Source organism: Variovorax rhizosphaerae (assembly GCF_037889975.1).
In the GTDB taxonomy this organism is placed as follows: Bacteria; Pseudomonadota; Gammaproteobacteria; order Burkholderiales; family Burkholderiaceae_C; genus Variovorax; species Variovorax rhizosphaerae.
In genome coordinates this window covers 1-15,070 of the sequence record NZ_JBBKZT010000019.1, presented here as the reverse complement: position 1 = coordinate 15,070, position 15,070 = coordinate 1, and the positions used below count along the sequence as shown (strand labels likewise).

The 15,070-nt window shown below is 65.8% G+C and carries 13 protein-coding genes; all 13 read left to right on the top strand.

The genetic code is table 11. The features are described from left to right. Window positions 1-7 precede the first annotated feature (7 nt). The gene (gene pufL / locus WKW82_RS30545) at window positions 8-832 is read left to right on the top strand and encodes a photosynthetic reaction center subunit L (RefSeq protein WP_340346525.1); all 825 of its coding nucleotides are present in this window, start codon (window positions 8-10) and stop codon (window positions 830-832) included. Window positions 833-861: 29 nt separating this feature from the next. Continuing rightward, window positions 862-1,842, top strand: a complete 981-nt coding sequence (pufM, locus tag WKW82_RS30540; RefSeq protein ID WP_340346524.1) for a photosynthetic reaction center subunit M — start codon at window positions 862-864, stop codon at window positions 1,840-1,842. Then, window positions 1,839-3,239: a photosynthetic reaction center cytochrome PufC gene (gene pufC, locus WKW82_RS30535; protein ID WP_340346523.1), complete on the top strand. Its 1,401-nt coding sequence runs from the start codon at window positions 1,839-1,841 to the stop codon at window positions 3,237-3,239. Before pufM ends, pufC begins: the two co-directional genes overlap by 4 nt. A gap of 82 nt (window positions 3,240-3,321) precedes the next feature. Continuing rightward, on the top strand, window positions 3,322-4,020 hold the full coding sequence (locus tag WKW82_RS30530) for a biliverdin-producing heme oxygenase (RefSeq protein WP_340346522.1): 699 nt from the start codon (window positions 3,322-3,324) through the stop codon (window positions 4,018-4,020). A 368-nt stretch (window positions 4,021-4,388) separates the two neighbouring features. Then, on the top strand, window positions 4,389-5,393 hold the full coding sequence (locus WKW82_RS30525) for an NAD(P)-dependent oxidoreductase (protein WP_340346521.1): 1,005 nt from the start codon (window positions 4,389-4,391) through the stop codon (window positions 5,391-5,393). Window positions 5,394-5,438: 45 nt separating this feature from the next. Continuing rightward, entirely contained in the window at window positions 5,439-6,758 is a 1,320-nt protein-coding gene (locus tag WKW82_RS30520) for an MFS transporter (protein WP_340346520.1), read from the top strand. Between the two features lie 116 nt (window positions 6,759-6,874). Then, window positions 6,875-8,542, top strand: a complete 1,668-nt coding sequence (locus WKW82_RS30515) for an acetolactate synthase large subunit (protein ID WP_340346519.1) — start codon at window positions 6,875-6,877, stop codon at window positions 8,540-8,542. Then, window positions 8,539-9,666 carry a zinc-dependent alcohol dehydrogenase family protein gene (locus WKW82_RS30510; protein ID WP_340346518.1) on the top strand — a complete coding sequence of 376 codons (1,128 nt, stop codon included), beginning with the start codon at window positions 8,539-8,541 and terminating at the stop codon, window positions 9,664-9,666. Before WKW82_RS30515 ends, WKW82_RS30510 begins: the two co-directional genes overlap by 4 nt. Then, window positions 9,666-10,601: a poly(R)-hydroxyalkanoic acid synthase subunit PhaE gene (locus tag WKW82_RS30505; RefSeq protein ID WP_340346517.1), complete on the top strand. Its 936-nt coding sequence runs from the start codon at window positions 9,666-9,668 to the stop codon at window positions 10,599-10,601. Before WKW82_RS30510 ends, WKW82_RS30505 begins: the two co-directional genes overlap by 1 nt. Window positions 10,602-10,609: 8 nt before the next feature. After that, entirely contained in the window at window positions 10,610-11,716 is a 1,107-nt protein-coding gene (phaC, locus tag WKW82_RS30500) for a class III poly(R)-hydroxyalkanoic acid synthase subunit PhaC (RefSeq protein ID WP_340346516.1), read from the top strand. A gap of 3 nt (window positions 11,717-11,719) precedes the next feature. Beyond that, entirely contained in the window at window positions 11,720-12,691 is a 972-nt protein-coding gene (locus WKW82_RS30495; protein WP_340346515.1) for an alpha/beta fold hydrolase, read from the top strand. Then, window positions 12,688-14,643, top strand: coding sequence for an acyl CoA:acetate/3-ketoacid CoA transferase (locus tag WKW82_RS30490; protein WP_340346513.1), 1,956 nt, complete (start codon window positions 12,688-12,690; stop codon window positions 14,641-14,643). The genes WKW82_RS30495 and WKW82_RS30490 overlap by 4 nt, the downstream gene beginning before the upstream one ends. Before the next feature lie 107 nt (window positions 14,644-14,750). Beyond that, on the top strand, window positions 14,751-15,070 hold a 320-nt coding region (locus WKW82_RS30485; RefSeq protein ID WP_340346512.1), incomplete at its 3' end, for a transposase.

The window sequence follows — 15,070 nt, the reverse complement described above, 5'->3', positions numbered from 1 at the left end:
ATTGATCATGGCCATGCTGAGCTTCGAGCGTAAGTACCGGGTCCGCGGCGGCACGCTGACCGGGGGCGACCTGTTCGACTTCTGGGTCGGCCCGTTCTACGTCGGCTTCTTCGGAGTGACGACGATCTTCTTTGCCACGCTGGGCACCTTGCTCATCGTGTGGGGCGCATCGCAGGGACCGACCTGGAACCTGTGGCAGATCAACATCGCGCCACCCGACATCAAATACGGCTTGCGCATGGCGCCGCTCATGGAGGGCGGGCTGTGGCAACTCATCACGGTGTGCGCGATCGGCGCCTTCGTGTCATGGGCGCTGCGACAGGTGGAGATCTGTCGCAAGCTGGGCATGGGCTACCACGTGCCCTTCGCCTTCTCGTTCGCGATTCTGGCCTACGTGACGCTGGTGGTGATTCGCCCCGTGCTCATGGGCGCCTGGGGCCATGCCTTCCCCTACGGAATCATGAGCCACCTCGACTGGGTGTCGAACACGGGCTACCAGTACCTGCACTTCCACTACAACCCGGCCCACATGCTGGCCGTGAGCTTCTTCTTCACGACGGTGCTGGCGCTGTCGCTGCATGGCGCGCTGATCCTGTCGGCGACCAACCCCGGCGAGGGCGAGACGGTGAAGACGGCCGAGCATGAGAACACCTTCTTCCGCGACACCATCGGCTACTCGATCGGCACGCTGGGCATCCACCGCCTGGGCCTGTTCCTGGCGCTGTCGGCGGCCTTCTGGAGCGCCGTGTGCATCGTCATCAGCGGACCGTTCTGGACACGCGGCTGGCCCGAGTGGTGGAGCTGGTGGCTGAACCTGCCGATCTGGGGTTGAACCAGAGAAGAACATCGAGGAGACCCGCGATGGCCGAATACCAGAACATCTTCACCCGCGTGCAGGTCGTCGGACCTTCGTACGCCGGCATTCCGCTGGAACGCGGCAACAAGGAGCGGGAAGGCCCGCCGGTGCACAGTCACTTGCTCGGCAAGCTGGGCGACGCGCAGATCGGACCGATCTACCTCGGCTGGTATGGCCTGGCCTCGGCGATGTGCTTTTTCATCGCCTTCGAGATCGTCGGTCTCAACATGCTGGCCTCGGTCAACTGGAGCCCGATCCAGCTCGTGCGGCAACTGCCCTGGCTGGCGCTGGAGCCGCCGCCGCCGTCGATGGGGTTGAAGCTCTTTCCACCGCTCAATGAAGGCGGTTGGTGGCTGATGGCCGGCTTCTTCATGACCGCGTCGGTGCTGCTCTGGTGGGTGCGCATGTACCGCCGCGCACGGGCGCTGCGCATGGGCACGCACGTGGCGTGGGCCTTTGCCTCGGCGATCTGGCTGATGCTGGTGCTGGGCTTCATCCGGCCGATCCTCATGGGCAGCTGGGGCGAGGCGGTGCCCTTCGGCATCTTCCCGCACCTGGACTGGACGGCGGCCTTCTCGATCCGCTACGGCAACCTGTTCTACAACCCCTTCCACATGCTGTCGATCGCCTTCCTCTACGGCTCGACGCTGCTCTTCGCGATGCACGGCGCGACGATCCTGGCGGTGAGCCGCTTCGGCGGCGAGCGCGAGATCGAGCAGATCGTGGACCGCGGCACGGCATCCGAACGTGCCGCCTTGTTCTGGCGCTGGTGCATGGGCTTCAACGCGACGATGGAATCGATCCATCGCTGGGCCTGGTGGTTCGCGGTGCTGTGTCCGCTGGTGGGCGGCATCGGCATCCTGCTGACCGGCACGGTCGTCGACAACTGGTACCTGTGGGCGGTGAAGCACCATGTGGCGCCCATCTATCCAGCAGTCTTTGCACCGGTGATCGACCCGTCCACACTGCCGGGAGTACGGCCATGACGAATGCCTTGCGACGCGTGTTCGGGTTCGGTGCGCTGGCCGCGCTGGTGCTGCTGGCGGGCTGCGAGCGTCCGCCCGTCGACTCGGTGCAGCGCGGTTTTCGGGGCACGGGCATGGAGCAGGTCTACAACCCGCGCCTGCTCGCCTCGAATGCCCCGCTCAACGCCGTGCCAGCCGACACGCCGCCCGCATCGCCTGATGGGCCCAAGGCCGGCCAGGTGTTCCAGAACGTCAAGGTGCTGAACGACCTCAGCGTTGGCGAGTTCACCCGGCTCATGGTGTCGATCACCGCCTGGGTTTCGCCGCAGCAGGGCTGCACCTACTGCCATGCCGCCACCGACATGGCTTCGGACTCGCTCTACACCAAGGTCGTCGCGCGCCGCATGCTGCAGATGACGCAGCACATCAATGCCGACTGGAAGAACCACGTCGCCGACACCGGCGTCACCTGCTACACCTGCCACCGCGGCAATCCGGTGCCGGTCAACACCTGGACGACGGCCCCCACGCCGAAGCCGGCCTATGCCGGCAACAAGGCCGGGCAGAACGCGCCGGCCGCGACCGTGGCGATGGCGGCGCTGCCCAACGATCCGTTCACGCCATTCCTCGACCAGGGCGCGAACATCCGCGTGGTCGGCGGCACGCCGCTGCAGACCGGCAACCGCGTCTCCATCAAGCAGACCGAATGGACCTACGGGCTGATGATGCACATGTCGCAGTCGCTCGGCGTCAATTGCACCTATTGCCACAACACGCGTTCCTTCGCCGATTGGGAGACCAGCGCGCCGCCGCGTGCGGTCGCGTGGTACGGCATCCGCATGGCACGCGACCTCAACATGGCATACCTCGATCCGCTCGCGCCGAGCTTCCCGGCAGCGCGTCTCGGGCAAGCGGGCGATTCGCCGAAGATCAACTGCGCGACCTGCCACCAGGGTGCCTTCAAGCCGCTCTACGGGGCGAGCATGCTGCCCAACCATCCGGAGTTGGCGAAGGTGAGGGCGGTGGTGTCGACGGCCTCGGCGCCGGCAGCGGAGGCCGCGGCGGCCACGAAGGCGGCTGCGGCAGCGCCGCCCGCAGGGGCTGCGGTCGACGTGCTCTTCGCCGTTGGCTCGCCATCGATGTCGGCCGAAGCCAACACCGCGCTCGCGCCGGTGATCGAGACGCTCAAGGCCGATGCCGCAGCCAAGGTGACGCTGTCGGGCTTCCATTCCGCCTCGGGCGACCTGGCCACCAACGAAGAGCTGGCCAAGCAGCGCGCGTTCGCGGTGCGCGATGCACTCAAGGCCGCGGGCATCGCGGAGGACCGCATCGTGCTCGAGAAGCCCCAGTCGGCGGAAGCCAACGTGGCCGGCGAGGATGCGCGCGCGCGGCGCGTCGAAGTGGCCGTCATGAAATAGCCGCAGGCAACACGCGTCGGGCGGCGCTCCCTATGATGGGGGCGCCAGGGCGTCTTTCCCCGCCCGATCGACGGAGTGCCGTTTGACGCCCACCAGCCCGCTGTCCGAATCCTTGAAGAACGAGACGCGCGACCTGCACACGCAGGCCGAACGCAGCGCCTTCATGCAAGTCTTGTTGCGCGGAAAGATGGACCGCACGGCTTACGGGGCCATGCTGCGCAACCTGCATGCGATCTACGCGGCGATGGAGTCCGTGCTGGCGCGCCATGCGCACGACCCGCTGCTTGCCCCCTTGGTGCTGCCAGGCCTGCCGCGCGAGGCTGCCCTGCGGCATGACCTCGACGCGTTGTTCGGCAATGCTTGGCACCGTGCTTACGCACTGGAGCCGGCGGCGCAGCGCTATGTGGCGCGCTTGCAGGCCATCGAGGAAGCCCGACCCGGCCTGCTCGCGGCCCACAGCTACGTGCGCTACCTGGGCGACCTCAGCGGCGGCCAGATCCTCGCGCGCATCGTGCGCGAGAGCATGGGGTTGCCAGCGGGGGAGGGCACTGCGTTCTATGCGTTCGGTGATGCAGCGGCGACGGCGCATCTGAGGAAGGCCTATCGCGCAGGCCTTGCGGTGCTGCGGCCGGATGACGCAACGCGGCGCGCGATCGTCGACGAAGCAAGGCTCGCGTTCGAGCTTCATTGCGCACTGTTCGACGAACTGGCGCAGGCCTACCTGCAGCCTGCCCTGGCACTTGGCGGGGGCCCATTGGGCATCGCACCGAGCAGACCTTGATCTGATCACTCCGAGCCCGGAGTTCGCTGTAGACGGAGCACATCCCTGGCCTCCGGGGTCCATAGGCAAAGCCAGATCTATGGATTTCAAAAAACAATCGATTGGACTGCAGGTATCGCGCGCTCAATACTCGAGCCCAAGAACCACAGGTCGCCGACAGAAGAAGCAGAGTCGGCCTCATGAGTGGACCACCCGCTGACCAGGAGACAACCTTGAAGCCGATCCCCCATTCCACAGCACCTGTCCTTGCCGACGTCACTCGCTGACGAACCGAGGGACCTGGCCGACGCCTTGCACGTCGTCTGCTGAGCGCCTCACTTTCCCCATCCATCCCGCCGGCACGGCCGGCACCCAGAAGGAGACTTTTCATGAGTCAAGCCGCCGCATTGCCAGACGCAATCCGCGAGATCGAACGCACCGCCACCGACTGCGCTGCGACCACCCCAAAGCCTGTGGTTCTCGTCACCGGCGCAGACCTCGCCGCACCCGCGATGCGCCTGCTCAGCGACTGCGACGTGGTCTTCGCCGGCAAGACGCCGACCGAAGATGACATCGTTGCGCTTTGCGCGCAGCACGATCCGGTCGCCATCATCGTTCGCTACAGCAAGGTCGGTGAGCGGGCCATGGCCGCAGCCCCTTCGCTCAAGGTCGTGTCCAAGCACGGCAGCGGCACGGACACCATCGACAAGGTCGCGGCCCGTGCCCGCGGCATCGAAGTGGTTGCCGCTGCCGGCGCCAATGCCGCGGCCGTGGCGGAGCAGGCACTGGCGCTGCTGCTGGCATGCGCCAAGTCCGTGACGGCGCTCGATGCGCGGATGCATTCAGGCCACTGGGACAAGGCAACCCACAAGAGCCTGGAACTCGGTGGACGCACCATCGGCCTGATCGGCCTGGGCGCCATCGGTCAACGCTTCGCGAAGATGGTCGATGCGATGGGGATGCGCGTGATCGGTTTCGATCCCTGCGCGAAAGACCTGCCCGTCTACATCCAATCGGTGGACCTCGAAACCATCTGGCGCGAATCCGACGTCGTTTCGCTGCACTGCCCGATGACGGACGACAACCGCAACCTGGTCAACGCAAGCACCCTGGCTTCGTGCAAGCCGGGCGTGGTCATCGTCAACACTGCACGTGGCGGACTGGTCAACGAAGCCGACCTGCTGGCCGCATTGCAATCGGGCCAGGTCGCCAGTGCCGGCCTGGACAGCTTCCAGGTCGAACCGATGAGCCCGGGCCATCCCTTCCAGGGCGCAGCCCATCTGACGCTGAGTCCGCACATCGGCGGCGTGACGAGCGATGCCTACGTGAACATGGGCGTCGCCGCCGCGAAGAACGCACTGGCAGTGATCGCGCAACACGCCGTCGCCGCCTGAGACCCAAACCCCTCCTCAATCAAACCAAAACACTGGAGACAACCCATGCAAGTCGATCACTCCCCCGAGGCGGCACTGGAAAAGGCAACGATGCGGCGCGTCACGCTGCGCCTCGTGCCCTTCCTGATGCTCTGCTATTTTTTCGCGCTGCTGGACCGCGTGAATGTCGGTTTTGCCGCATTGCAGATGAACCATGATCTCGGCCTGTCGGCTGCGGTCTTCGGGCTCGGCAGCAGCCTGTTCTTCGTGGCGTACTTCCTCGTCGAAGTGCCCAGCAACCTGGCGCTGGAGAAGTTCGGCGCGCGGCGCTGGATCGCCCGCATCATGATCACCTGGGGCATCATTTCGGCCGGCATGGCCTTCGTGGTCGGGCCGTATTCGTTCTATGGCATGCGCCTGCTGCTGGGTGCGGCCGAAGCCGGATTCTTTCCCGGCGTCCTGCTGTATCTCACCTACTGGTTCCCGGCCGCCTACCGCGCACGGATCATCGCGATTTTCATGGTGTCCATTCCGGTCGCCAGCTTCATCGGCTCGCCCGTCTCCGCGCTCCTGCTGGAACTCAACGGCGTCCTCGGACTGAAGGGTTGGCAATGGCTGTTCCTGATGGAAGCCATTCCCACCGTGCTGCTGGGCCTGGCATGCCTGCGGATTCTCACGGACCGTCCGTCAGACGCGAAGTGGCTCTCCGACGAACAACGCGCCTGGCTCAAGAACCGGATCGAAACCGACGGCGGCAAGAAGGCGGCCATCGGCCACATGTCGATCTGGCAGCTGTTCCGCAACAAGAACTTCCTCGTGATGGCGATGGTGTGTGCGGGCGCTTCGGCCACCGGCACCGCCTTGTCGATCTGGCAGCCGCAGATCCTCAAGGGCTTCGGCCTCAGCAACCTGGAGACGGGCTTCCTGAACTCGGTGCCCTACGGCATTGCGTCGGTCCTGATGGTGTTGTGGGGTCGCCATTCGGATCGGACCGGTGAACGCCGCTGGCACACCGCCGCGGCCCTCCTGCTGATCGCATGCGGCCTCGGCGCGCTGTCGATGACCAAGGGCATGCTGGCGCCCACCGTGATGCTGCTGAGTTGTGCACTGATCGGCGCCTACTCGTTCAAGGGACCGTTCTGGGCCTTGTCCTCTACGTGGATGTCGCCGAAGGCAGCGGCTGCAGGGCTCGCCGGCATCAACGCCATCGCGAACCTGGTCGGCGGTGGGGCGATCTCCCTGGTCGGCCTCGTCAAGGAATCGACCGGCAGCTTCGCCCTTGCGCTGTTGCCCCTGGTGCTGCTGACCTTTGCAGGTGCGCTCAGCGTGCTGTGGATGACGCGCCAGTCCCACGTCGGCGTGTCGGCCGCGGCCAGTGCGGCCTGAAGCGGAGCAATCAAGAGGCCGATCCTGGTCGACAACCCGGCCCGTCTGTACTGGGCGCGATGGCCCCAAGCGCGCAACGAAGCCCCACAACTGAATCACCAACTCAAGGAATTTCCATGAAAGCATCCGACCTGTTCGTCAAGGCCCTGGAGAACGAGGGCGTGGATCGCATCTTTGCGGTCCCCGGCGAAGAAAACCTCGACGTCGTCGAGTCGCTTCGCGGCTCGAGCATCCAGCTCATCCTCACACGGCATGAGCAATCCGCAGCCTTCATGGCGGCGACCCACGGCCGACTGACGGGCAAGCCCGGCGTGTGCATGGCCACGCTCGGCCCCGGCGCGCTGAACCTGGTGACGGGTGCCGCCTACGCGCATCTCGGCGCGATGCCGATGATCCTCATCACCGGGCAGAAGGCGATCATGACGGCGCGCCAGGCGCGCTTCCAGATCGTCGACATCGTCGCGACCATGAAGCCGCTGACCAAGGCGTCGCGGCAGATCGTGAGTGCAGCGAGCATTCCGACGGTGGTACGCGAGGCCTTCCGGCTGGCAGCGGAAGAGCGGCCCGGCCCGGTCCACCTCGAGTTGCCGGAGGACGTCGCGGCCGAAATGGTGCCTGACCACATCACCGTCATCGAGGTGCATCCGGTCGAGCTCCCGACGGCCCAGGACGCCTCCCTCGACCGCGCCGCGGAGCTCCTGATGGCGGCGAAGCGACCGCTGGTCATGTTCGGCGCCGCCACCAACCGGCCGCGACTCGAAGGGGAACTGACCGACTTCGTGCGTCGCACGCGCATTCCCTTCTTCAACACGCAGATGGGGAAGGGCACCGTGGCAGGCATTGGCAGCGCCGATGGAGGCACCGAGCTGTGGATGGGAACGGCCGCGTTGACGGAACGCGACTACGTTCATGAAGCCATCGACAAGGCGGACCTGATCCTTGCCATCGGTCATGACACGGTCGAGAAGCCGCCCTTCATCATGGGCACGAACGGCCCGAAGGTGATCCACGTGGGCTACACGCCAGCCATCGTGGAGCAGGTGTTCTTCCCGAATGCCGAAGTGGTGGGCGACGTGGGCACGAGCCTCACGCGCCTGGCGGACAGGGTCGAGGGCAAGCTGCCGAATGCGGCCGCGCTGGTGCCGCTGCGTGAGGGCATCCTGCGCCGCACGCTGGACCGCGCCACGGAATCGCGCTTTCCGCTGACGCCGCAACGCATCGTCCATGACGTCCGCGAAGTGATGCCGGCCGATGGCGTAGTGGCGCTCGACAACGGCATGTACAAGATCTGGTTCGCCCGTTGCTATCGCACGCGCAGCGCGAATGCGCTGTTGCTGGACAACGCCTTGGCCACGATGGGTGCAGGTCTTCCGTCGGCCATGATGGCTGCGTTGCTGTACCCGGAGCGACGTGTCATGGCGGTGTGCGGCGACGGCGGTTTCATGATGAATTCGCAGGAACTCGAAACCGCCGTGCGGCTGAAGCTGAACCTGGTGGTGCTCATCATCCAGGACGATGCCTACGGGATGATCCGCTGGAAGCAGGCTGTCGACGACTTCGCCGATTGGGGATTGACCTTCGGCAACCCGGACTTCGTGAAGTACGCGGAAGCCTATGGCGCGAAAGGGCGGCGCGTCGGGTCGGCCGATGCGTTGGTGCCCACGCTTGAGGCGGCGTTCCGTGAAGGGGGTGTGCAACTGGTCACCGTGCCCGTCGACTACGCGGAAAACAGCCGGGTCCTGGTAGAGGAACTCAGGAACCGTGTTGTTGAGGAGGCGCTGTGAAGACCCGTGCTGCCGTCCTGTACTCGATGGACTCGAAGCCACCTTACGCGATGTCCAAGCCATTGCGCATCGAAGAGGTCGATCTGGCCTCGCCGGGGCCGGATGAAGTGATGATCAAGATCGTGGTCGCGGGGCTGTGCCATTCCGATCTGTCCGTCATCAACGGCGACCGGCCGCGGCCGATGCCGATGGCGCTGGGGCATGAGGCCGCCGGCATCGTCGAGGAAGTGGGCGATGGCGTGACGGACCTTGCCGTCGGTGACCACGTCGTCGTGGTGTTCGTGCCGAGTTGCGGCCACTGTGCGCCTTGTGCGGAAGGCCGGCCTGCGCTATGTGAGCCCGGGGCTGCGGCCAATGGGGCGGGTACTTTGCTGTCGGGCGCGCGGCGCTTGAGTCATGGTGGCGAACCGCTGAACCATCAACTCGGCTGCTCCGTGTTCGCCGAGTACGCCACGGTGTCGCGACGCTCGCTGGTGAAGATCGATCCGAGCGTGCCATTGCATGAGGCGGCGCTGTTCGGTTGCGCGGTGCTGACTGGCGTAGGTGCGGTGGTCAACACGGCGAAGGTGCAGGTGGGCGCTTCCGTGGCGGTCATCGGGCTGGGGGGCGTGGGCCTGGCGGCACTCATCGGCGCGCATGCGGCCGGGGCGCGCCAGATCATCGCGATCGACCTGGCCGACGACAAGCTGGAACAGGCGCGCGCGCTCGGCGCCACGCACACGGTCAATGCCGGGCAAGCCGATGCGCTGGAGCAGATCCGCGCGCTGAGTTGCGGTGGTGTCGAGTTCGCGTTCGAGTTCGCAGGCTCGGTGCGTGCCCTTGAGTTGGCCTACAAGATCACGCGGCGCGGCGGCATGACGGTGACCGCCGGCCTGCCACCGGCTGCCGCGCTGTTCCCTGTTCCTGCGGTGAATCTCGTGGCCGAGGAGCGCACGCTCAAGGGCAGCTACATCGGCACCTGCGTGCCCTCGCGCGACATTCCGCGCTACATCGCGCTCTACCAGCAGGGCCGCCTGCCGGTGGACAAGCTGCTCACCGGCCGCCTGAAGCTCGACGACATCAACCACGGCTTCGACCTGCTGCATGAGGGCAAGGCGATCCGGCAGGTGGTGGAGTTCTCGTGATGAGCGGGCCGAGCGATGCCATCCCGTCGTGGATGAATACGTGGGCGGACAGCATGCCGTCCTTCATGAAGGCGATGATTCCCGCAACGTCCGATGCGCCCGCTGGCGAGACCGCCAAGTCGGCCATGGAGGAGCAGTTCGCGGCACTGCATGCCACGTGGAAGGAATCCATCGAGAAGTGGGCTGCGCTGGCGAAGGAGGGCACGCGGCCCGATGCCTTGACGCCCGAGGCCCTGTTGGCGCTCTTTTCACCGGCGCGCTGGAGCGGGCCCGGTGCGGACGCCTTCGACACCGGCCTGCGCGCGGTGCTGGAAGGGCCGAAGTACGCCACGCTGTGGAACATGGACCGCGAACTGCTCCAGTTGCAGCAGCGTGCGGCCGAGCGCGACAAGGCGGTGCGGGCGTATCAGGCCATCGAGCAGCAGGCGTGGAACAAGGCTTTCGAACGCTTCGCCGCATCCTTCGCCGCCCAAGGCAGCGTGCCATCGACGTGGCGCGGGCTGACCGACCGCTGGCTTGCCATCGCCAACGACACGCTCATCGAGGCGCACCGCACGGACGAGTTCGTGCAAGCCCAGAGCCGCATGCTGCGCGCCGCATCGGAATACCGCTTGCAAGAGCGCCATCTGGCCGAAGCATGGTGCGCGGCGAGCCATATCCCCACGCGCACCGAGATGGATGAGATGCAGCGTGTGGTGACGGAACTGCGACGCGAACTGCGCCTTCAGCGGCGCCAGTTGGCCGCTCTGACGACAGCACCGTCGCTCGCCACGAAGGCACCTGCGCGCGCCTCGAAGACGCCAGCGCTCGCCACGAAGAAGACCCCGGCGCCGCGCAAGTTGAGCAAACCAGAGCCCCAAGGTCGCACCGCCGCCGTCACCAACACTCGCCGCACTGCCGCCGCCAAGAAGCCGCGCCGATCAGCCCAAGCCTGAGGAACGCCATGCCAACCCTCAAGAAATCCCCCGCCGCCGCAGCGCTCGCGGAGTTCAGCGACTTCAATCTCAAGATGGCGCGCGGCCAGATGCTGCTCGGCAAGATCAAGGACGAGCACGTCGAGATCGCCACCGCGGACAAGGAAGTGGTCTTCCGCGAAGACAAGACCACCCTCTACCGTTACAAGCCGACGGCCAAACGCACGCTGGGCATCCCGGTGCTGGTGGCCTACGGACAGGTCGGCCGCTACACCATGACCGACCTGCAGGAAGACCGCTCGATGCTGCGCAACCTGCTGGCGCTCGGCGTCGATGTCTACGCCGTCGACTGGGGCAGCCCCACGCGCAGCGACCGCTGGCTCAGCTTCGAGGACTACGTCGACGTCTACCTGAACGACTGCATCGAGTTCATCTGCCGCGAGCACGGCATCCCAGCGATCAATCTGCTGGGCATCTGCGAGGGCGGTGTGTTCTCGCTGTGCTATGCGGCCTTGTACCCGGACCGAATCAAGAACCTGATCCTCACGATCACCCCGGTCGACTTCCACCAGGACCAGGCCGAGGGCCGCATCAACCACGGCCTGCTGAACATGTGGGCGCGCGGCCTGAGCGCCGAAGATGTCGATGCGCTCATCGAGGCCAACGGCAACCTGCCGGGTGAGTTGATGAGCCATGTCTTCTCGCAGATGACGCCGGCCGCGACGCTCTCCAAATACAACGTGGGCCTGCTCGATACCTTCGATGACGAGAAGAAGCTGCTGAACTTCCTGCGCATGGAGAAGTGGCTGGCCGATCGCCCGCACCATCCGGGCGAAGCGGCCAAACAGTTGCTCATCAACCTCTACAAGAACAACGAGCTGATCCGCGGCGAGTTCGAACTGGGCGGGCGCAAGGTCGACCTGGCCGACATCCGCGTGCCGGTGCTCAATGTCTTTGCGAAGGACGATCACATCATTCCGCCGAAGACCACGCAGGCCCTGCGCGGGGCCGTCGGCAGTAGGGACTATTCGGAGATTGGCCTCGATGGCGGCCACGTCGGCGTGTTCGTCAGCGGCAAGTCGCAAGGGGTGCTTGGCAAGGGCATCTTCGACTGGCTCCAGAAGCGCGATCGGTAGCCGGTGGCCAGGCGTCAAGGCAATACGACGGAACCTCGGCTGAAGGAGGTCTCGGTCATCGGTCACGGCGGGTTCCGCAGGCTCGCGTATGCCGAATGGGGCCCGGAGAAGGCTGAGCGCACCGTGCTGTGCGTGCACGGCGTGTCGCGCACGGGCAGGGACTTCGACGTGCTGGCGTCCGCACTGGCCGCAGAAGGCGTCAGGGTCGTCGCGCCGGACCTCCCCGGACGCGGACGCAGCGAGTGGCTGGCCAAGCCGGCGCACTACACGGACCGGGCCTACACGGGCGCGTTGTCCACGCTCATCGCACGCCTTGACGTGGAGTCGGTGGACTGGATCGGCACGTCCCTCGGCGGCCACATCGGCATGCTGATGGCCTCCGAACATCAGTCGCCGATCCGCAAGCTCGTGCTCAACGACTTCGGTGCGCGCGTGTCCGCCTCGGCGCTGCGGCGCATCGGGGCCTACCTGGGCAAGCGTTGGCGATTTGCATCCGTGGAGGACCTCGAGGCGCATCTGCGCGAGATCCACGAGCCCTTCGGCAACCTCACCGACGCGCAATGGCGTCACATGGCGCAGTACAGCGCTGCGCCGGATTCGGACGGGGGCGTCCGCTTCCATTTCGATCCGGCCATCGGCATGCGCTTCGGCATCCCGATCTACCTGGACGTCGTGCTGTGGCAGCTGTGGGACAGGATCGAATGCCCGGTGCTGATCCTGCGCGGCGAGGACTCCGATCTGCTGAGTGAAGCCACGACGCAAGCGATGCTCGATCGCGGCCCTGCAGCCAAGGCGGGCCAGGTGAGCGTCGTCGAAGTGCCGGAATGCGGGCATGCGCCGGCGCTGATGGAAGCGAGCCAGATCGCGACCATCCAGGACTTTCTGTTTCCGGGCAAGCCTCGTGTCGGTGGCCGGGCGCGATCGTCCGCCGCGGCATCACGGGCGGGCCGTTCCACCTCTGCGAGCACACCATGAAGCAAGACAAGATCGTCACGGCCGAGGCGGCTGTCGCATTGATCCGCGATGGGGATTCGGTGAGCTGTTCGGGCTTCGTCGGCATCGGCACGCCGGAAGCGCTGATCGAAGCGCTGGAGCGGCGCTTCGTCGACACGCAGGGTCCGCGCGATCTCACGCTGGTCTTTGCGGCGGCGCCGGGCGATGCCAAGGAACGCGGCCTCAATCGGCTGGCGCACGCGGGCCTGGTCAAGCGCGCCATCGGCGGGCACTGGTCGCTCGTACCCAAGCTCGCGAAGCTGGCCACCGACAACCTCATCGAGGCCTACAACCTGCCGCTGGGCGTCGTCTCGCACCTGTACCGCGACATCGCGGCGCACCGTGCGGGCAGCGTGAGCAAGGTCGGCATGGGCACCTTCGTCGACCCGCGCAACGGCGGCGGCAAGATCAACACGAGGACCACCGAGGACCTAGTGCGGGTGATGGACATCGACGGCGAGGAATGGCTTTTCTACAAGACCTTTCCGATCAACGTGGCGCTGATTCGCGGCACCACCGCGGATGCCTCCGGCAATGTCACGATGGAACGCGAGGCGCTGGTGCTGGACGCGCAGGCCGCAGCGATGGCGGCGCGCAATGCCAACGGGCTGGTCATCGCGCAGGTCGAGCGAATCGCCGCGACCGGGTCGCTGGACGCGCGCAGCGTCATCGTCCCTGGTGTGCTGGTCGACTGCGTGGTGGTCGCGCCCCAGGGCTCGCACGTGCAGACCTACGGCACCGACTACAGCGCGGCCTTCTCCGGCGAGATCCGGGTACAGACCGACAAGATCGTGCCTGCACCCCTGGACGAACGAAAGCTGATTGCCCGGCGCTGCGCTTTCGAATTGCCGCTAGGTGGCGTGATCAACCTGGGCATCGGCGTGCCGGAAGTGGTCGCCGCCGTTGCAGCAGAGGAGCGCGTGCTGGACGACCTGACGCTCACGGCCGAGCCCGGCGTGATCGGTGGCATGCCGCAAGGTGGGCTGGACTTCGGTGCGGCGGTCAACGTGCAGGCCTTGTTGCACCAGAACCAGCAGTTCGATTTCTACGACGGCGGTGGGCTGGATCTCGCGTGCCTGGGCATGGCCGAGATCGACCAGGTCGGCAACGTCAACGTGAGCCGCTTCGGGCCGCGGCTGGCGGGGGCGGGCGGCTTCATCAACATCAGCCAGAACGCGCGCCGCCTGGTGTTCGCTGGCACCTTCACGGCTGGAGGACTGGAAGTCTCGATCCAGGACGGCAAGGTGCGCATCGATGTCGAAGGCAAGACACGCAAGTTCGTGAACGCGGTCGAGCAGATCACCTTCAGTGGCGCGCAGGCCGCGGCCAAGGGCCAGTCCGTGCACTACGTGACCGAGCGCTGCGTCTTCAGGCTGCAACCGCAAGGGCTGCAACTGATCGAAATCGCACCCGGCATCGATGTCGAGCGCGACATCCTGGCGCACATGGCCTTCCGGCCGCTGATGGACACCATCGCCACGATGGATGCGCGCATCTACCGGCCCAAATCGATGGGCCTGGCCGCCGTGCTGCAAGACCTGCAGCTCTCCGATCGCCTGAGCTACGACAGCGAGCGCAACACGCTCTTCGTCAACTTCGAGGGCATGGCCATCCACAGCATGGAAGACATCGAGAGCGTGCGCCGCGTGTTCGAGGCACTGTGCAGCCAGATCGGGCGCAAGCTGAACGTGATCGTGAACTACGACGGCTTCAAGCTCGACGACAGGGTGGCCGAGGCCTACGAGGAGATGGTGGCTGCCTTGCGGGCGAAGTACTACAGCACGGGCCGGCGCTACACGACCAGTGCCTTCATGCGTGCAAAGCTGGGTGCGGCACTGCCCCGGCGGAACTTGTCAGCGCGAGTCTCCGAGACCCAGGCGGAGGCCAAGGAATTCCTGAACCGAAGCCCGCACGCTGTCGGCGTGACGGCCTGATCCCGGAGGGCGCGCAACCGGGATCGCGAAGGCTTAGCAGGCCGTTGAAATACCGATTGCCTTGAGCCAAGATCGAGCTCATCAGATCGATGAAGAGGGAAGCGCCGATGCGAGGAGCCGACAGCTATAGCGAGAGCCTGTTCACTACGGTGAGGCTTGAGTCCTTCGTTCCCGCCAATCACCCGTTGCGACCGATTCGAGATTGGGTCAACGATGCGCTGTCGAAGATGGACGACAAGTTCTCCGCGATGTATGAGGCCGACATCAAGGGCGGCCGCCCGAGCATCGCGCCGGAGAAGCTCATGCGCGCCATGCTGCTGCAAGTGCTCTACAGCGTGCGCAGCGAGCGGCAGCTCGTGGAGCAGATCACCTACAACCTGCTGTTTCGCTGGTTCGTCGGCTTGGCCATAGAGGATGCGGTGTGGAA